Source organism: Pseudomonas sp. P135 (genome assembly GCF_020312125.1).
Taxonomy (GTDB): Bacteria; Pseudomonadota; Gammaproteobacteria; order Pseudomonadales; family Pseudomonadaceae; genus Aquipseudomonas; species Aquipseudomonas fragariae.
The window spans coordinates 346591-365412 of the sequence record NZ_JAGPYR010000004.1; the positions used below are offsets into that span (position 1 = coordinate 346591).

The window sequence follows — 18822 nt, forward strand, 5'->3', positions numbered from 1 at the left end:
GGCGTTACTCCTTCCAGCTGCCGGGGGTGGGTTTGAAGTCGCGCTCGGGGGCCGCAAAACCGCACGAGCTGCCATCGGTATGCACGACATCGTCTTCCCACGGCAGACGGTATCGGCCTGCGCTCAGATCGTGCATGTAGGTGTAAGGACAGTCGCGTGCGCCGCCCTTGACCGCCACATAGCCGCGATGCCCGAATTGATAGATGTTGTTTTCCACGCCCCAGTGCAGACGGGCTTCGCGGACCAGGTCGGGGCGCAGTTCGCAGCAGACGATTTCGTCGGGCCGGCCGCCCCCTTCGGCCATGATCGTGCCGTCGAAGTCGACAAACATCGCCTCGCCCATGGAGTCGAACGTGCCGTCGGAGCCGCACATGCAGACGCTTGCGGTCTGCATCAGGTTGGTGAAGGCGTTGCTCTGATTGGTGATTTTCCACGAGTGGCGGATCGGTGCGGTGTAACCCGCGGTGCGCAGCATGATGTCGGCGCCCTTGTAGGCGCACTCGCGGGCCATTTCCGGGAACATGCCGTCATGGCAGATGATCAGCGCCAGCTTGCTGCCGCGCGGTCCGTCGCAGACCGGAATACCCAGATCGCCCGGCTCCCACGGTTCGACCGGCACCCACGGGTGCAGCTTGCGGTAGTACAGGCGGATCTCTCCAAGGTCATCGACGATCAGGCCACTGTTGAACGGGTTGCCGTGCGGGTTGGCTTCCATGATCGAGAAGCAGCCCCATATCCGGTGCGTCTTGCACGCCTCGCGCAGTGCCATGACTTCCGGGCCGTCGAGGCTGCACATGATCTCCGGCGCCGTGCTCATCGACAGGCCGTGCAGCGAGTATTCGGGGAATACGATCAGATCCATGCCCGGATTGCTGCGCCGAGCCTTGGCAACCATGCCGACCACTTTCTGCGTCTGCATCCACAACGCCTCGCGCGTATGCGGATCGGGCAGCGCCAGTTGCGCCAGGCCGATCACCACGCCATTGGGCGACTTGTTCAAACCACCAAGACCACTGGCCATGCAATGTCTCCTCGAAAAAAGATCAGTTCATCGCGTCAGGCTGAGTTCGCCCGGCGCGCCGTTCAAAGTGCGACCACGGCGACAGGTGGCGTACATCACCACCAGCGTCAGCGCATAAGGTGCTGCGGCAAACAGGTAATAGCCGGTGCTGATACCGACCGCTTGCAGGGCCGGGCCGATGGCACCGGCAGCGCCGAACAGCAACGACGCCCACAGACACGCCAACGGGCGCCAGCGGGCAAAGATCACCAGCGCCACGGCCATCAGCCCCTGACCGCTGGACAGCCCTTCGTTCCAGCTGCCGGGGTAGTAGAGCGACAGATAGGCACCGCCGATACCGGCCAGCCCGCCGCCCACCGCAGTGGCCACGATGCGTACCTTGAGCGGTCGATAGCCCAGCGCCTGAGCGGTTTCGGCATGGTCGCCGACCAGACGCAGCATCAGCCCCCAGCGCGTGGTGCGCAGCCCCCAGTGCAGCACGAACGCCAGCGCTGCACCGACGAAGAACAGCACATTGATGTTCAGCGCCGAGCGCACGCGTTCTTCGCTGCTCCAGGCACCCAGCGCCAGTGAAGGCAGCATGGGCGCCTGTGGCTGGATAAAGGCTTTGCCGAGAAAGAACGCCAGGCCGGTGCCGAGCAGGATCAGTGCGATGCCGAACGCGATGTCGTTGACCCGTGGCAACGAGCACGCCAGCCCATGCAGCAGGCCCAGCAGAACGCCGACGCCTGCAGCCGCGCCGACGCCCAGCCACGCCGAGCCGCTGAGGCATGCGACGGCATAGCCGGACATGGCGCCCGCGACCAGAATGCCCTCCAGCCCCAGGTTGATCCGGCCGCTCTTCTCGGTCAGGCATTCGCCCAGGCTGACGAACAGAAAAGGCGTGCCGACGCGGATAGCGCCGGCCAGCAGAGCGAGCAGAAAGGTAGTCAGGTCGATATCAGCCATGTTGCAGTGCTCCCTTGCCGAGCGGCGCAGGCGCCGCCGTCAGCCTGATCTTCCAGGCGGCGATACGTCCACCCAGGGCTTCCCAGAGCAGCAGATTGGTGAACAGCAGACCTTCAAGAATCAGCGTGGTGGCGTCCGGCAGACCGAGCCGTCGTTGAAGCAGTCCGCCACTGGCCTCCAGCCCGCCAAGCAGGATGGCGCAGACGATAATGGCCAGCGGATGATGGCGAGCGGCGAAGGCGACAAGGATGCCGCTGGTGCCGTAGCCTGCGATCAGTGCGGCGTTGGCGCTGCCTTGCACCGCGGTGACCTCGAACATGCCGGCCAGGCCCGCCGCCGCACCGCCCAGCAGGCAACTGAGCATGATCAGCCGGTCCACGGGCAAGCCGATCATCAGCGCAGCCCGCACGTTGCCGCCGACCACGGCGAGGGCAAAACCCTTGACGCTGTGGCGCACCAGCACATACGCCAGCAGACAGGCGACGACGCCCGCCACCAGTCCCCAGTGCACCTCGAAACTGTCGCTGATCGTGCCGATCATATAGGCATCGTCCAGCGGCGGCGTCGAAGGCTTGTTCAGGCTTGCCGGATCGCGCAGGGGGCCTTCCACCAACTGCCGGAACAGTGCCAGGGCGATGTACGAAAGCAGCAGGCTGCTGATCGTTTCATTGACCCCGCGACGCTGGCGCATCCAGCCACTCAGACCAATCCACAGGGCGCCCACGGTCATTGCCGCGACCGCCATGCAGGCAAGCATCAAAGCGGCTGGCAGATGGCTGAGCCACAAGGGTGTCACGGCGGCAGCCAGGCCGCCCAGTACCAGTGCGCCTTCCCCGCCGATGATGATCAGCCCGGCCCGTGCGGGCAGGGCGACGCACAGCGCGGTGAGCATCAGCGGCGCGGCGCGTTGCAAGGTGTTTTCCAGGGCGAACCACGAGCCGAACGCGCCTTCGCCGACCAGCTGCAGCGCCTGCCAGGCAGGCTTGCCCTGAACCGCCAGAAACAGCCCGAACAGCACGCACGAGGAAAACACCGCCAGCACCGTAGGCAGCCCCGGCAACAACGCGCTGGCCAGGCGGCGCAGACTTATCGATGAACTCATGAATGTTCCTCAGAGCTGGCCAAGCACGCCTTCGACCAGGTAATTCATGCTCTCCAGAGCAATGTCGGTCTGGCCTTGGGCAATGCCATCGGCAATCACCACGTTGCCCTTGTTGTCCTTGAGTGGGCCTTTGAAAATCACGAACTGACCGGCCATCATCTGCGCCTTGATGGCATCCGCTTTCTGTTTGGCGTCGGCTGTTACCGCAGTCCCGTAAGCGGACGTTTTGACGAAGCCTTCCTTGAGCCCGCCGCGCAGGAAGTTGATCATCGGCGCGCCGCTCTGGGCTGCCGCGACGTGAGCACGATAAGGCGTCTCCCAGTTCCACTCGGCCCCGGTCAGGTAGCCCTTGGGCGCCAGCGCAGCCTGGCTGGCGTGGTAGCCACAGGTCATCACGCCGCGTTTTTCAGCCGTCTCGACGATCACCTTGGGCCCGTCGACATGGCAGGTCAGTACGTCACAACCCTGATCGATCAGGCCGTTGGCAGCTTCTGCTTCCTTGACCGGCAGCGACCAGTCACCGGTGAAGATCACCGTGGTGACGATGCTCGGGTCGACCGAGCGGGCACCCATGGCGAAGGCGTTGAGGTTGCGCAGCACCTGAGGCACTGGTTTGGCGGCGACAAAACCGAGCTTTTTGCTCTTGCTCATGTGCCCGGCGATCACGCCGTTGAGGTATTGCGCCTCGTCGATGTAACCGAAAAAGCTCCCCGCGTTCATCGGGTCGCGACCTTTCTGCCAGAGACCGCCGCAGTGCGCGAAACGGACGTCGGGGTACTTTTTGGCGACCTTGACCACATGCGGTTCGAAATAGCCGAACGAGGTCGGGAAAATCAACGTGGCGCCGTCCTGACGGATCATGGCTTCCATGGTCTTCTGTACGGCCACGGTTTCCGGAACGTTCTCTTCCTCGATCACTTTGACGTTGGGCAGTGTCTTGATGATGGCCGCTGCCTGGGCGTGGGCCTGGTTGTAACCAAAGTCGTCGCGAGCGCCGACGTAGATAAAACCCACTACCAGCGGCGCATCGGCTGAATAGGCGCGACCGAAAGGCAGCGCTGCGCTCAGGCCGATAATGCCCGCCAACTTGATGAAACTGCGACGATCAACATTCGACATGTGTGCTACCTCGGGTCATTGAGCGATGGAAGATGTGTGCGCGGCGCGGTAGGCGCGCCAGCCTTTGTAGTCAGTGATGTCCAGCGCGCCTTCAAGGCCGCCAGGCTCACAGATGAAACCCTTGACCCACTGGCCGTCGGCCAATTGCAGCGAGCCGATGCCCAGTGGCGCGGGAATGGCTGCGACGAAAGCGCCGAACTGGTTCAGCGGCATTTCCCAGACTTCTATCTCGATGCTCGCGCCCTGTTCAGCGACGCGCACCAGTCCCGGCTTCGGCGGCGACGTTTCTGCCAGCGCATACAGGCGGTAATCCGCGCTGGTGGTTGTGCTGCGCAGCAAGCGAGCGCCACCTTCAAGCAGTTGCCAGTTGAGCGGTTGGCCGACCAGATGCGCGCCGACGACCGCAACCTGTACGGTCGGGCTGTTATAGGGCAGGGGAGCCATTGCCACGGCGTCACGCTGGTCAGCCTGGCCGAACAGCGGCTGCCAGGCGGCGGCGATCTCTGCCAGGCGTTGATCGGCACCGGCCGGGCCAATCAGCGTGATACCCGCAGGCAGCCCGTCCGCGCGACGATCTGTCGGGATGGCGATGGCGCACATGTTCATCAGGTTGACGAAGTTGGTGTAATAGCCGAGCTGTGAGTTGAGCGCGACCGGGTTGCCGAGCACCGCTTCGATGGTCGGCATGCACGGCGCGGTTGGCACCACCAGCACATCGATGTCGGTCAGCAGTTGCTGCGCAGCGCGGGTCAGCTCTGCCAGGCGATAGCGCGCGTTGAACGTGTCCACGGCGTCGAATGAATCAGCGCTCTGCACAATGCCGCGCACCACGGGATGAATGTCGGCCGCGTTGCTGGCGAAGAATTCGCCGATGGCAGCGCGGCGTTCCGCCACCCACGGGCCTTGATACAGCAGGGCAGCTGCCTCGGCGAACACGTCGAACTCGATAGCGCTGACCGTCACCAGCGGGTCGTTTTGCAGGGCTTCCAGAGTTTTGAGGTAAGCCGCCTGTGCCTGCTCGTCACCGAAGAACTCGCAGTGCCGTGCGACGGCGACACGCCGAACCCTGCGCTGCACCGGCAATGCCTGCACGGCCACACTGGACGCATCCAGCGGGTCGTAAGCTGCAATGACCTGCGCCACCTGCCAGGCTTGCATCACATCGTTGGCAAAGATGGATGGGCAGTCCAGCGTGCGGCAGGCAGGCACGACCCCGCGGCTGCTGAACAGGCCAAGGCTGGGCTTGAGCCCGACGATGCCGTTGAAGCCGGCTGGCACGCGGCCTGAACCTGCGGTGTCCGTGCCCAGTGCAAAACTGACGTAGCCACGCGCCACCGCCACTGCCGAACCGGAACTCGAACCGCCACTGACGTAGGCCGGATCATGCGCATTGCGTACCGCGCCGTAAGGCGAGCGGACGCCCACCAGGCCTGTGGCGAATTGATCGAGATTGGTCTTGCCCATCAGGATTGCGCCGCTGTCGAGCAGCAGTTGCACAACGTGAGCATTGTCCTCGGGTACGTAGGCGAACGTCGGGCAGGCAGCCGTGGTCGGCATCTGCGCCACGTCGAAATTGTCCTTGACCGCAAAGGGCACGCCGAACAGCGGCAACCGGTCATACAGCGCATCGCCCATTTCTTCGGCGATGCCCTCCAGCGCCTTTGCCCGCTCGACAAGCTGTGCCAAGGGAACGCGATGAATCCAGACCTCTGCCCGGTCATCCGCATCAATATGCGCAGTCAGGGTATGCACCAGCGTCGTCAGCGTGGTTTCGCCGGAGCGGAGCGCCGACTGAAGTTCAGGAATATCGAGTGCGGTCATGGTGGTGTTCATTCATGTATACAAGATGAACTGACGCGGTTGCACGTTATGGGCCAACGTCGGCCGGAGGGCGATTTACGGCGGGATTACTGGCTATTGGCGGGGAGTTGCGCTGCAATCATGCGTCATGTGTGCGCTTGAATGCGTCTGTGTGCACAAAGATGGGTCGTGTCAGCCGCAGGGCGAATAGTATCGCCGCACGGCTGACATCAATGCAGGTTTCTCAGCTCTCGCAGAACCTGAGCCGGTTACCGAACGGGTCGCAGACTTCCAGTACCTTCCCCCAGCCTTGCTGAACAATGTCCGGGCGGGCATAGCCGTACTGCTTGCCGATCAGCTCATCGCGCAATTGCTCGATGTTCTGCGTCGGAATGAACACCGCCGCACCTGGACAGGCGTCACCGTGATGCTCGGAGAGGTGCAGGTTCAGCCCGTTACGGCTGACGCCCAGATACAACGGCAGATCCGCTTCGAAGCGGTGTTCGAATTCGATGCTGAAACCGAGAAAGTCGATATAGAACTCACGCGCTTTGCGTTCATCGAACATCCGCAGGATCGGGATGGCGCTGGTGAAGGTCACGGTGGCTGGCTCGGTCGTGGGCATGGCTATTCCTTTATTTGAAATGATGGGCGTGCAGTCATTGATGCCGATGCACGCATTTATGCTATGCGGGCTGCTTTACCGGGAACGAGACGAACGGTTTTATTTCCTTGAGGACGAACATGCTCTGCATTTCCTTGATGCCGGGTAATCGTCTGACCACGGTCATGGCGAAGTCAGCAAAGGAATCCAGATCGGGCGCTACGACCTGAAGCAGGAAGTCCGCATCGCCACCGATGCTGTAGCACGCCACTACATCTTCCAGCTGCATGACTTCCTTCTCGAATTTTCTGGCCTCGGCCTCACTATGACTGTCGATGCTGATACGAATGAACACCATGACGCCAAGCCCGATCTTGCGGCGGTCCAGTACGGCTCTGTAACCCTGGATATAGCGATGTTCTTCCAGCTGCCTGACCCGTCGCCAACAGGGCGAGGCAGACATGCCGATCTGGTCGGCCAGGGTCTGGTTGGTGATACGGCCATCCTGCTGCAGCGCCGTGAGGATCCTTACATCTATCGGGCTTAATGTCGGTTGGGTCATAAATACCGTTACTCCTCATGTTGCAGGAAATCTATACCGGTTTTAGCCATCCAGCTAGTAAGAACAGATGATTCTTTCCGCGTGGAAACACGTAATATTTTTCGACACAGGGGTTTGCCTTCTGGATCTCAAGCAAGCTCATTAATCAGCGTCAAGTCTCAAGGAGTGCAACATGCTTGATCTGACTCAGGTTCTTACGTATTCGGCAGCGTTGGGTATTGCCGCCGCCATTCCTGGCCCCGGTATGGCAGCGCTGGTCGCACGGAGTGTCAGCGGCGGTGCGGTGTCAGGCTTTTGCCTGCTGTCCGGGCTGATCCTCGGTGACCTGACCTATCTTTCATTTGCAGTATTTGGCCTTGCCATGATCGCCGAACACTTCAATGCGTTGTTTCAGGTAGTGCGATGGGGGGCCGCGATTTATCTGTGCTACCTGGCCTGGCAGTTCTGGTTCGCAGATCATCAAGCCATAGAAATCGGAAAATCAGCGAAGAAAAAAGAGTTGCTGTCCGCGGCCGCGTCCGGACTGACCATTACCTTGGGCAACCCCAAGACCATTGCCTTTTATCTGGCGCTTTTGCCGTTGGTCATCAATCTTGAAACGGTCTCTTTGCAGACATGGGGGCTGGTTCTGGTGCCGCTGACGGTGCTGGTACTGCTGGCGGTCGGGGCCGTGTTCATATTTGCCGCCTTGCGCATTCGACATTTGCTGTCGAGTGAGCGTGCGCAAAGAAAACTGTTTCGCGGTGCGGCAGCAATCATGGTAGCGGCGGCAGCTTCAATGCTGGTGCGCTGATCTGCCTGGAGGGTAGATGAGGCCGTTGAAGGCCTCATCCGGTCGCCGTTACAGCTCCTTCTTCAGATGCTTTTCGATCTGCTCCAACGACTTGCCCTTGGTTTCCGGCAGGCACAGGAACACGAAAATCAACGAGCCAATGTTGATGGCGGCGAAGATGAAGAACGTCGGGTTGCCGATGGTATCGACTGCGATCGGGAAAGTGAACGCTACCGATGCGTTGAACAACCACTGCATCGATACGGCCGTGCCAGTCAGCAAACCGCGCACCTGCATCGGGAAAAGTTCTGACATCAGCAGCCAGTAGACCGGCGAGATGCACATCTGCATGAACAGCAGAAACACCAGAATGCAGGCCAGGGCGGTATAGCTCTGGGTCATGTTCTGCGGCATGAACTGCAACACGCAACCGAGCGCTGCCTGCATCAGAATGACGATGACCAGACCGGTCATCAGCAAATGCCGACGCCCATAGCGGCCGATGGCCCAGATGCCCAGCAAGGTCGCGATGACTGACACCACGCCGTTGCCGATCGTCGCGGTCAACGCAGCGTTGGTGCCCATCCCGGTGTTCTTTAGAATGATCGGCGTGTAGTACATGAACGCGTTCACCCCGGTGAACTGCGCGGTAAAGCCCAGACCTACACCGATCAGCAGCAACTTGATGACCCAGCGCTGACGCAGCAATTCTCTTGCTTTGGGACGATGACGAGCTTCTTCGTCCTGCGCCTTCATCTCGTCGACTTCGCGCTGTGCGTCCTGTTTGCTGGGGCGCAGTTGCTCCAGCACGTCCTGCGCTTCGTCGAAACGGCCTTTGGAGGCCAGCCAGCGTGGCGACGCGGGTACGAAGAACGTGCCTACCAGCAGCAACACCCCTGGCACCATGGCGACTGCCAGCATGTAACGCCAGATCCCCGGTGTATGCAGCAAGGCGGCCATGACCGCACTCAGCACATAGGCGAGCAACTGGCCGCTGACGATCATCAGTTCGTTTCGGCTGACCAGCCGCGCACGCCGTGACGGGCCTGCGATCTCGGCGATGAACACCGGCACTGTTGCAGAGCCGCCGCCCACCGCGATACCCAGCACGAAGCGCGCGGCGATCATGAACGGAATGGACGGTGCAATGGCGGTGCCCAGTGCGCCGGCGATGAACAGCACTGACAGCAGGCGTAATGTGAGGCGGCGTCCGAAGCGGTCGGAGATATAGCCGCTGGCAAGCGAGCCGAACGCGGCGCCGACAATCAGTGACGCGGTAACCATCCCTTCGCTGTACGCATCCAGACCCAGGCCGCCCTGGTCGGCGGGCAGGGTCATGAACGGCAGGGCGCCGGCGATGATGCCAGTGTCATACCCGAACGCCAGCGCGCCCATGGTCGCCACAAGCACGGAGATAAAGATGAGTCGATTCGATGCAGCGCGTTGCCGGCCTTGCTGACCCGCCGCTGCTGAGGTGCTACTAGAAGACATGAATCTGAAGTCCTTGGCTTGAAACCAGCGTTGCGCCAGTACATGGATGTCACGCTTAGGGCGATGTCGGTCGCGCTAGTTCCCTACAACCCCACTCAGGATTGCATTTTTGGCGAAAGCCTTGAGCATGGGGCTGCTGAAACGATTAACTTTTTCTTGTCCTGATGACTGGATTTGTCTCTTTTTCCGTCATTGAGACTCAGTCTTTGGTGATGGCAAGATCGTCGGGGTCTGGTCGGTCATTGATAAAGCGGCAGTGGAACGCGAGCTTCGTGGCGAACCAGCGGGTGCTTCGAGTGACAGAGGCGCCTGAGCGAGTCGGGTACGTTCATCGAACGTAAAATCATTTCAGGGCACTCCGGGGTGGTAGCGCAGTCTTTTTTAGACACTCTCACCCGGCGGAGCCCGACATGATCACTGTCCATCACCTGAACAACTCACGTTCGCAGCGTATTTTGTGGCTGCTCGAAGAGCTCGACCTGCCCTACGAAATCAAACGTTATCAGCGCGACCCGAAAACCAACCTTGCGCCACCCGAGCTCAAGGCGGTGCATCCGCTGGGCAAATCACCTGTCATCGAAGATGGTCCGCACGTCGTCATTGAGTCCGGTGCCATTGTCGACTACCTGATTCGCCGCCATGGCGACGGTCGCCTGCAGCCGGACCCTGCCAGCGCTACTTACGACGAATACGTGCAATGGCTGCATTTTGCTGAAGGTTCGGCGATTCTGCCGCTGATGCTCAACCTGTACGTCGGACGCCTGGGTGACGCGGGCGCGCCGCTGCATCCGCGTATCCAGTCGGAGCTGGCCAACTATCTGGGCTATCTGAATGAGGCTTTGGGGCTGACGCCATATCTGCTTGGCGACGAGCTGAGCGGCGCGGACATTCAGATGAGCTTCATTGGCGAGTTCGCCAAGGCCCAGGGAATGCTGCAGTCCTACCCGAATGTGACCGCATGGGTTGAAAGACTGCAGGGCAGACCTGCGTACCGCAAGGCTTTGGAGCAGGGCGGCGAATATTCCTTTGCCAAGTAACCGCCGTGCCTGAAGCGCTTGCGCCGCACGATATTCGGGCTGATCGTTCCTCACGCTCCAGCGTGGGAATGCAGTTCTCGACGCTTTGCGTCGCAAGAGGACGCGGAGCGTCCGGAACGGCATACGACGCAGAGCGTCGCACGATAGTTGCGATGATCGTTCCTCACGCTCCGCGTGGGAATGCAGTTCTCGACGCTCTGCGTCGCAAGAGGACGCAGAGCCTCCGGAACGGCATACGACGCAGAGCGTCGTACGATAGTTGCGATGATCGTTCCGCACGCTCCGCGTGGGAGTGCAGGTCTCGACGCTCTGCGTCGTCAAGAGGACGCAGAGCGTCCGGAACGGCATACGACGCAGAGCGTCGCACGATATTCGGGCTGATCATTCCTCACGCTCCAGCGTGGGAATGCAGTTCTCGACGCTCTGCGTCGCAAGAGGACGCAGAGCGTCCGGAACGGCATACGACGCAGAGCGCCGCACGATAGTTGCGATGATCGTTCCTCACGCTCCGCGTGGGGATGCAGTTCTCGACGCTCTGCGTCGCCAAGAGGACGCAGAGCGCCTCACGATGGCGCTGACATGGAGGATCAGCCTTCAGACGGGCGGGTCGAGTCCTGATCCGCTTCGGCCGCCAGCTTCAAGCGGTCGGCCTTGCTGATGTATTTGTCTTTGCTTTGCGGGGCCAGTTTGGCGCTGGCCTTTTTGGCATGGGCCTTGAGCAACTGCTGGATTTTCTTGCGACGATTCATGTTCTTCAACCCGTTTGCACAGGCGCGAAGCATAGCAGTTTGCCTGTCGCGCCAGACACACGACTACCCGCCGTTCTGAACCATCTGCCACAGCGATGCACCGACGCCGGTAATGCTCTCGCCGGCAATCAGGCCAGCCGCTGCGGTGATGGCAAAGCGTTCGGTCAGTGACGGCCAGCGACAGTTCACCAGCCAGGTGAGCACTGCACCGAGCGCCATCATCAACGACACCGAGGCGGGAAGCACGAAGGCCAGGCCCAGTGCTGCGGCGCTGGGCAGGTACCGGGCGCGATGCGCGGGCAGTGTGCTGTCGAGGATACCCAGCAGCAAGCCGGCCAGACCGCCGATGAAAATCGCCCAGCGGATGCTCGCCGACAGCGAATCCAGACCGTGCGTCAGGGTCTGCGCCACGGCTTTCCAGGTCGCCACCGCCGGGGCTGGCCACTCCTCGGTGAGCAGCATCGATTGCGGGTCCGGGATCAGCGCCATATAAGCCAGAACCCCGACGATACTGCCGACGAAAATCCCCAGTGTCTGGGCAATCAATTGCTTGCGCGGCGTGGCGCCGATCGCCCGGCCTACCTTGAAATCGTTCATCAAATCGGTGCATTGCCCGGCTGAACCGCCGGCTGTGTTGGCGCTCATCAGGTTGATCGGCACCTGACCGGGCGCGACGATGCCGAAGCTCAATTGCGATAACTGCCCGATTGCGCCGATGGGCGGAATACCCGTGGCACCGACCACGCGCGCCGCAACGGCCGCCAGGCAGATCGCCAGAGGAATGGTCAGCAAGGCCATCCACAGATTGATACCGAACAACAGTGCCTGCAGGCTGACCACCAACAAGATCGCCAGCGCAAACCCGGCGGCCGGCCCGGGCTTGGGCATTGACCAGGGCGTCCCGCCGCTGGCCTTGGTGGAGGCGTGCAGTGTCCACAGACGGATGGCCAATGAGGCCAGCGTCGAACAAACCATCAGGCTCACGCCCGGCCACAGCAACCATTCCACCAGCGCGGCGAACTGCGGGCCGCTGCTGTCGGCCGGTAACGTCACCAGCCCCTGTTCCAGCAGCCACGGCGCCAGGCCACCCCAGGCCAGCAAGGCACCGATCAGCAGAGTCAGGCCGACGCGAATACCGATAATCGCCCCAAACCCCACCAGCAGCAGCGAAGGGTCAGCGGTAAAAGTCAGGCGCTCCAACTGAGCGCTCGGCGACCAGCGCGGGAACGCCCATATGAACGTGTCGACCCACTTGGCCAGCGCTGACAGCAACGCGGTACTGAGCAGCACCTTCAGGCGCGTCGCAGCTTCACGGCCGTGATTGTAGATGTGCAGGAGGGTTTCCAGAGTGGCCATGCCTTCGGGGAATTTCAGCGATGCGTCATTGAGCAGTGACGGGCGCAAATACCAGGCAATCCAGATCCCCAGAAAGCTTACCGAAAAGACCCAGGCGATCATTGGGATGGCATCCAGTTGCTGACCCGTCAGCAGGGTATAAGCCGGAATCGGTGCGACCAGCCCGCCGGAAATGATCGACGCAGCGGCCGAGGCGACAGTCTGATTGATGTTGCTCTCATGCAGCGTCCACGGCAGTTGCCCGGAAGAACGCTTCGACAGCCCTTGCCAGATCGCATAACCGATCAACAGCGCAATGATCGACATGTTGAACGACCAGCCGATCTTCAACCCGGCGTACACATTGGAAGGCGTCAACAGGATACCGAGCACAACCCCGGTAAGTACCGCGCGTAGACTGAGCTCACGCTCGACAGGGCTGGCAAGAGGGTTCGATGGCGAGGTCGAAAGCATGCGAATTCCTTTCGGCAATGAGACAAGGCAACCTATAAAGTGAGCGCCATATCGGCCGAAGGTTCATATGGCAGGCTTCGTTGTGTAGTGGCGTTAAGGCATCCATTTGTTCCGGTTTTCGCCGACCGGTTACGCAGGGTGCCTGTTGCAGGAACATCAGATATCAGACTGTTTGAAGGACATCACCACGCGCCTTCTGATGAATTACAGGCGGTGAACCAGAATATCCAGCCCTTCGTCAGTGTGTGGAATCTGGAAGTAGCGTGTGATCAGCCTGAACTCCGCATCTGTGGCCGCAAAGTCATGCTCGGCTCTTTGGTTGCGAGCATGCAGTCTGGCAAGGCAAATATCATCTTCCACGTCGAGATAGTGCAGTCGATGCTTAACCTGCGCGTCTTCAGCCAGGCTGCGAAGCCACTGGCGGTCGGCGAGCGTATTGGCAGGGAAATCCAGAACCACGCACATGCCGGACTTCAGCATGTCGATGACCAGAGGGCCGATGATGTCGCGAATCCGATGGGCCAGGCGCACGTAGTCCGCCACTGATTTGATCTCGTCAGGGTAGAGCCGGGAGAGCCATTGATCTTCACTCAACAGGATCGCTGAATGCTCGGTCGCGATTGATTTTGCCAGTGTCGATTTACCGGATGCGATCTTGCCGCACAGGAGGTGAAGTCTGGGGGCGAGCATCAAGTCGTGTCCTTTTCCAGTCGTAAGCAGAGGTGAGCCCATACCCAGCGGGAGCCTGTCAACCAAGCACATTCAGCCCATCATTGAAATGGCACTCGCGATCATCACCGCCAAGGTTTTCCGGCAGGAAAGCGGTGAGGTCGTAGGGCAGAAACAGCGTGTCCAGCGCCAGAGAGAACGGCACGTCTATCAACCAGGGCCAGGTCGATGTCACATCTTTAGTACCCCATGCCCAGCCGTGCCGTGTACCGGGATAGACGCAACGCTCACCATCGAGGTGATACATCAGGCTCCAGCAGCCGCTCAGTGAGATGGCCGTAGCGAGTAACAGGCATTGCTTGAACATACATTCCCTTGTTTTGGCGTCGACGCAAAGTGTGCTTCATTCTACCCAACTGCCCTGACAGGGAACCAGGCGACGTCGAGTCTGGATCAAAAAAGGCGACTCTAGAGCATCCGAACAAGCGAGCAGTGAGCGACAGCAGATGCATGGGGTACTCCGATCATCCTGCCCACAGCTCAGGCAATGCGTTGCGCGATCTGCCTGAACAACGCTGTCTCAGTGGGAGCGAGCTTGCTCGCGATCTGTCGGGAACCGACAGCAAAACCTCTGAGCCCGGTACGTTCAGGCATAACTGCGATGGCTGGTTGCAACGTCGCCTTGCCACTGTCTTAAACGTCAGCGGCTGCAGCACGCAAGTTATATTCAGCGCTTATAAATAGCGACGAGCGTGCCTGGCATCAAACGACCAGTCGATGCGGTTGCCAGGCGCTGCCCTGCTGGTCTTGCGAGTCAATTACCAGACTTTGCCTGGCCGGTGCATCAAACATCGAGCGCAGATTCTTTTCGATGGTGTTGCACAGGTCTTCCATGCGAATCCGGTGCTGGCTGGCGCCGAACGGGGCTTGCAGGTCAGTACCGATGCGGTCCATTGCCAGCAGCATGCAGCCGACGACCGTCGAGATTGCCGGGGTGAACCAGCCCAGGGTGGTCACCATGCTCAGCGGCATGATGATGCAGAACAGGGTACTGAACAGTCTGGGAAAATAGACGTACGGGTAGGGCAGCGGCGTATTGGCGATGCGCTCCATGCCGCCCTGGCAGTTGGACAGTTCGACCATGGTCGACTCCAGTCGCGCCAGGCGGATGCTGTCGATTCGCCCTCCGGCAAACTCTTCGGAGATCATGGCTGCCGAGCCGTTGAGAATGTCATTGGGAAAGTTATTGCTCTCACGCGCGCGTTGAATCTCGGAATGCGATAACAGCCCTTCGAGTTTTGCTGTGCTGACATCGCCTTTCAGATGAGCGCGCAGTGCCCGCAGGTAAGCCACGTGACGATTGAACAATACTTCTTTCACCGGGTTGCCACGTTCATTGGCGCTGCCTTCAATCAAGGTCAGTACCTGGCGGCCATAGCTGCGCGAGCTGTTGACCATCGCGCCCCATAGCGTGCGCGCTTCCCACCAGCGGTTGTAGGCGCTGGAATTGCGAAAGCTGATCAGTACGATAAGCGCCGAGCACAACAGCGTAAGCGGCATCAGCGGGAGATCTATCCCCGCACCCTGGATCAACATGAAGTCCATGGTCACGGCCACGTCCCAGAGCAGAAGCCAGAACAATGACCAGCCAACGTAGGTGACCGTTCTGCTGATGCACCGCCATTTTTTTTCAAAAGGACCAGACATTGCGGCACTCCTTTGCTGGGTTGGAAGGGGTTTGGCGCGGTCAATCAACACACCACGCCGCAAACTTACTGACCGAGGCTTAAAGCTCGCTTAATTCTCCATGGTGGCGAAACAGTCACGCCTGTCTTGACCATGGCGACCCCTACCAACAGCTGGAACCCCCGGCACTGTTGCGACCACACAGCCTTGTCGGTCCTCTTCGCTGACGGGCCCCCGGACGTTTGCAATTGCTATCACTCTCGGACCGACGCCTCATTGCCTTGCCTGTTCGCAAGCAAGTCGTCCGGCCAGACTCGTCTCGGCGCGTTGCTACGCAACTTAAGCAATAGAGAGGGAGTTTCAATGCACATCAACCGAACCGGCAGCTCGCAGCCCAGCATCGAGCTGGAGCGCTTTTATTCCGCATCGCAATCATTGGCCTCCAGTTCCGTACGCGAGCTCAGCCCTGCCGAACACGCTAATCTGCAAGCCATTACCGATTACCTGAAAGATCATGTATTCGCTGCGCACAAACTGCCGTTGAGTGAGTCGGCCGTCGATCAGGATGCCGTTCATGCGCACAACGAGCAACTCGACAACATCATCGATGCTCGCGCCAGACGCTTGCTGGACGAGGGCGAAACGCCTGCCACCATTGCCGACACCTTCGCCAAGGCGGAGAAGTTCGACAGGATGGCAACCACCGCTTCGACCGCGCTGCGCGCCACGCCGTTTGCCGCTGCGTCGGTGCTGCAATACATGCAGCCTGCCATCAACAAGGGCGACTGGCTGCCGACGCCGCTCAAACCCCTGACGCCATTTGTGTCCGGAGCGCTGTCCGGGATCATGGATCAGGTCGGCACCACGGTCATGAATCGCGCCACGGGCAACCTGCACTACCTGAGTACCCCGCCTGAGAAACTGCATGATGCGATGGCGGCTTCCGTGAAGCGTCACTCGCCGGGTGTCATGCGTCAGGCGGTGGATCTGGGTATTGCCGTCCAGACTTACAGCGCGCGTAATGCGGTGCGTACCGTGCTGGCGCCAGCATTGGCATCCAGACCCGCCGTGCAGGGTGCGGTCGACATCAGCGTGTCGGCGGCAGGTGGCCTGGCGGCCAACGCGGGGTTCGGCAATCGTATGCACAGTGTGCAGGCGCGTGATCACTTGCGCGGCGGTGCATTCGTGCTCGGCATCAAGGACCAGGAACCCAAGGCAGACTTGAGTGAAGAAACCGACTGGCTCGTGGCCTACAATGCGATCAAGTCAGCCAGCTACTCCGGCGCTGCACTGAACGCCGGCAAGCGGGTGGCTGGCCTGCCGCTCGACGTCGCCACCGACGGCCTGAAAGCGGTGAGAAGCCTGGTGTCGGCCACCGGTCTGGCGCAAAACGGGCTGGCCCTGGCAGGCGGCTTTGCCGGCGTGGGCAAATTGCAGGAGATGGCGACCAAAAATATCACTGACCCGGCCACCAAGGCGGCGGTCAGCCAACTGACCAATATGGCCGGTTCGGCAGGCGTTTTTGCGGCCTGGACCACTGCAGCGGTCGCAACCGACCCCGCGGTGAAGAAAGCCGAGTCGTTCTTGCAGGACACGGTTAAATCGGCGGCGTCGAGTTCGACCAGCTATGTAGCTGACCAGACTGTCAAGCTGGCCAAGGCGGGCATTGACGCGAGTGGTGAGGCGATTGCTGCGACGGGGGCATCCTTGCTTGACACATTACGTCGTCGCAATGCTCGTGAGCCGGACATCGAAGAGGGTGGCATTGCAGCGGGTTCACCGAGCGCGGTGCCGTTCCAGCCAGGGCGCTCATAAGCGTTTCGACCCATAGCCGGTAAAGCAAAGGGGCGCCTTCCACGGAGTGCGCCCCTTTGCTTGTTTCTCATGTATGCGTCGTATCACAGCTCGGTGTGCTGGGTAGACGCCTTGGTCTTGTCATAGGCGTGCTTGACGTCGGTCATGGCGATGTCGCCAGTGGCCAGTTTCAGATCGTCACTGTCGCTTTTGACGAGTGCGAACTTGCCATGGGTCGCGTCCACGCCATTGAGCTCGACACTCATGTCATCAAACTGCTTGCCACCATTGGTGCGGACCAGCGTACCGAAATCGGTGGCCTTGAAACCGTCGACTTTCAGGTGGGTATCGGCATTGAGCTGAATGACCTTGTCATCGGCACCGTTGGCGCTGCTGTTAGTGATGTTCAGATTGGTGACCTTTGCGCCGCCTTCACCCTTGACGGTGATCATGTCTTCACCGACGTTCTGGGCATGCACGTTATCAATGGTGACTTGCTCCGAGTTTTTGGCATTCACGTGGATGCCGTCGGCTTCGTTCTCGCCCAGGTTCACGTTTTTCAGCACAGCGCCTTCGGCCAGTTCGAACAGGGGCTTCTGATGTTCGTCCTGGTCGCCGGTGCCCATCGACTTGTCGGCGGTAAAGGTTGCACCGTGGCCGTCAAACACCTGGCCAGCACCGACTTTGATGGTGTCTTTCACGACATTGACTTCGCCGGATTGCTCAAGAGAGCCCGTTGTATCCGAAACCGTGCCGTTGCCCGAGTTGCGGCCGGGATTGGCCAGTTGCGGGGTGACTTGAGGCGTCACGCCATCACTGCCACCGCCTCCGCCGGTTCCGTCCTCGGTCGAAGGCGCGCCGCTGCCGTCTGCGCCAGTCGACACATAACTACCGCCGCCGTCACCTTCAGCGGTTGGAGATGTACCGCCGCCGTCACCTTCAGTGGTCGGGGATGTACCGCCACCACCGTCACCACCCGTCGCCGCCGTTGTACCGCCGCCCTCGTCACCGCCTGAAGCCTCCTGAGTACCACCGTCACTGCCTTCGGCCGATGGCGTACCGAGTCCTCCCTCGTTTTGAAACGGGTCTTGCCACTCGTTGGAGTCCTGACCCGTGTCCTGTTTTTTATTGAGGTTCATGAGCATTTGCAGCAGCGATGTGACGAGTGCACTGAGCAGCTTGACGACGTTGGATTGAGGGTCAGTTGCAGCGCTGCTGTCGGTGGGGTTTTGAACCGTATTGTCGGGCTGTCCGAAGCTGACGTCTTTCTGTCTGGCAGTGTCGAACAGCAGGGCACTCGGGTCGACGCCCTGTGCAGTGCTCTCATCGCTGAACGTATTGGTCTGCGGACTCTTGCCGCTCAGCGCCGAGAAGTCCAGCTGGGTTGAAGCGGGTTGGTAGGAGGTGGATGAGTTGATACCGATGCTCATGGTGCTTTACCTCGATGGGATGGACATATGAACCAGCGTCGTCTTCCGGATTTACCGGCGTTGATCGCCGCGTCCTTGTCGGGTTCTATAGGTCGATGAGGACTCTGCCTTGGCGTTGCCCGAAGTGAGTGGCAGCACGGGGGGATGGGTTCCCGTTTGTGTGCGTTGACGGGCGATGATCCCGATGCATCGCTCTGGAGAGATCACCTCGCCCCAAGGAACCAAAACC

General features: G+C 60.5%; 17 protein-coding genes and 1 pseudogene. 4 read left to right on the top strand and 14 right to left on the bottom strand.

Annotated elements, in window-relative coordinates:
- Positions 1 to 4: 4 nt before the first annotated feature.
- The 7 genes from KBY08_RS08515 to KBY08_RS08545 form a co-directional block, all read right to left on the bottom strand.
- Positions 5 to 1021: a formamidase gene (locus KBY08_RS08515; RefSeq protein WP_032656334.1), complete on the bottom strand. Its 1017-nt coding sequence runs from the start codon at positions 1019 to 1021 to the stop codon at positions 5 to 7.
- A gap of 27 nt (positions 1022 to 1048) precedes the next feature.
- Positions 1049 to 1969 carry an ABC transporter permease gene (locus KBY08_RS08520; RefSeq protein ID WP_024639183.1) on the bottom strand — a complete coding sequence of 307 codons (921 nt, stop codon included), beginning with the start codon at positions 1967 to 1969 and terminating at the stop codon, positions 1049 to 1051.
- Complete coding sequence (locus KBY08_RS08525) at positions 1962 to 3071, bottom strand: ABC transporter permease (RefSeq protein ID WP_096104642.1); 1110 nt, start codon at positions 3069 to 3071, stop codon at positions 1962 to 1964. Before KBY08_RS08525 ends, KBY08_RS08520 begins: the two co-directional genes overlap by 8 nt.
- A gap of 9 nt (positions 3072 to 3080) precedes the next feature.
- The gene (locus tag KBY08_RS08530) at positions 3081 to 4190 is read right to left on the bottom strand and encodes a BMP family ABC transporter substrate-binding protein (RefSeq protein ID WP_096104641.1); all 1110 of its coding nucleotides are present in this window, start codon (positions 4188 to 4190) and stop codon (positions 3081 to 3083) included.
- Between the two features lie 15 nt (positions 4191 to 4205).
- Positions 4206 to 6011, bottom strand: a complete 1806-nt coding sequence (gene atzF, locus KBY08_RS08535) for an allophanate hydrolase (protein ID WP_024651232.1) — start codon at positions 6009 to 6011, stop codon at positions 4206 to 4208.
- A gap of 223 nt (positions 6012 to 6234) precedes the next feature.
- A complete protein-coding gene (locus KBY08_RS08540; protein WP_032656341.1) occupies positions 6235 to 6615 on the bottom strand; it encodes a glyoxalase superfamily protein in 381 nt (126 codons plus the stop codon).
- A gap of 61 nt (positions 6616 to 6676) precedes the next feature.
- A complete protein-coding gene (locus KBY08_RS08545) occupies positions 6677 to 7156 on the bottom strand; it encodes an Lrp/AsnC family transcriptional regulator (RefSeq protein ID WP_011266867.1) in 480 nt (159 codons plus the stop codon).
- Between the two features lie 172 nt (positions 7157 to 7328).
- Between KBY08_RS08545 and KBY08_RS08550 the strand changes: the two genes are divergently transcribed.
- Positions 7329 to 7949, top strand: coding sequence for a LysE family translocator (locus KBY08_RS08550; protein ID WP_004406576.1), 621 nt, complete (start codon positions 7329 to 7331; stop codon positions 7947 to 7949).
- Positions 7950 to 7997: 48 nt separating this feature from the next.
- Here the strand turns inward: KBY08_RS08550 and KBY08_RS08555 are convergent, their stop codons facing one another.
- Complete coding sequence (locus KBY08_RS08555; RefSeq protein ID WP_004418871.1) at positions 7998 to 9419, bottom strand: sugar porter family MFS transporter; 1422 nt, start codon at positions 9417 to 9419, stop codon at positions 7998 to 8000.
- 205 nt (positions 9420 to 9624) lie between these two features.
- Here KBY08_RS08555 and KBY08_RS08560 point away from each other — a divergent pair.
- Positions 9625 to 9732: pseudogene (locus tag KBY08_RS08560) on the top strand (ester cyclase); the annotation flags it as partial.
- Between the two features lie 97 nt (positions 9733 to 9829).
- Positions 9830 to 10456 (top strand): glutathione S-transferase family protein, encoded by a 627-nt coding sequence (locus KBY08_RS08565; RefSeq protein ID WP_004406575.1) that lies wholly within the window; start codon positions 9830 to 9832, stop codon positions 10454 to 10456.
- Positions 10457 to 11043: 587 nt separating this feature from the next.
- On the opposite strand, the gene KBY08_RS08570 is transcribed toward KBY08_RS08565, so the two are convergent.
- The 5 genes from KBY08_RS08570 to KBY08_RS08590 form a co-directional block, all read right to left on the bottom strand.
- Positions 11044 to 11205 carry a DUF2986 domain-containing protein gene (locus KBY08_RS08570; RefSeq protein WP_011266868.1) on the bottom strand — a complete coding sequence of 54 codons (162 nt, stop codon included), beginning with the start codon at positions 11203 to 11205 and terminating at the stop codon, positions 11044 to 11046.
- Positions 11206 to 11268: 63 nt separating this feature from the next.
- Positions 11269 to 13014, bottom strand: a complete 1746-nt coding sequence (locus KBY08_RS08575) for an OPT family oligopeptide transporter (RefSeq protein WP_103379045.1) — start codon at positions 13012 to 13014, stop codon at positions 11269 to 11271.
- Positions 13015 to 13218: 204 nt separating this feature from the next.
- The gene (locus tag KBY08_RS08580; RefSeq protein WP_225651104.1) at positions 13219 to 13704 is read right to left on the bottom strand and encodes an AAA family ATPase; all 486 of its coding nucleotides are present in this window, start codon (positions 13702 to 13704) and stop codon (positions 13219 to 13221) included.
- A gap of 58 nt (positions 13705 to 13762) precedes the next feature.
- Entirely contained in the window at positions 13763 to 14050 is a 288-nt protein-coding gene (locus KBY08_RS08585; RefSeq protein WP_003314115.1) for a YceK/YidQ family lipoprotein, read from the bottom strand.
- A gap of 395 nt (positions 14051 to 14445) precedes the next feature.
- Complete coding sequence (locus KBY08_RS08590) at positions 14446 to 15390, bottom strand: bestrophin family protein (RefSeq protein WP_024651696.1); 945 nt, start codon at positions 15388 to 15390, stop codon at positions 14446 to 14448.
- Between the two features lie 342 nt (positions 15391 to 15732).
- Here KBY08_RS08590 and KBY08_RS08595 point away from each other — a divergent pair, with 342 nt between their 5' ends.
- Complete coding sequence (locus KBY08_RS08595; protein ID WP_225651105.1) at positions 15733 to 17184, top strand: type III effector; 1452 nt, start codon at positions 15733 to 15735, stop codon at positions 17182 to 17184.
- Between the two features lie 83 nt (positions 17185 to 17267).
- On the opposite strand, the gene KBY08_RS08600 is transcribed toward KBY08_RS08595, so the two are convergent.
- Positions 17268 to 18593, bottom strand: a complete 1326-nt coding sequence (locus tag KBY08_RS08600) for a pectate lyase (RefSeq protein WP_011266872.1) — start codon at positions 18591 to 18593, stop codon at positions 17268 to 17270.
- Positions 18594 to 18822 lie beyond the last annotated feature (229 nt).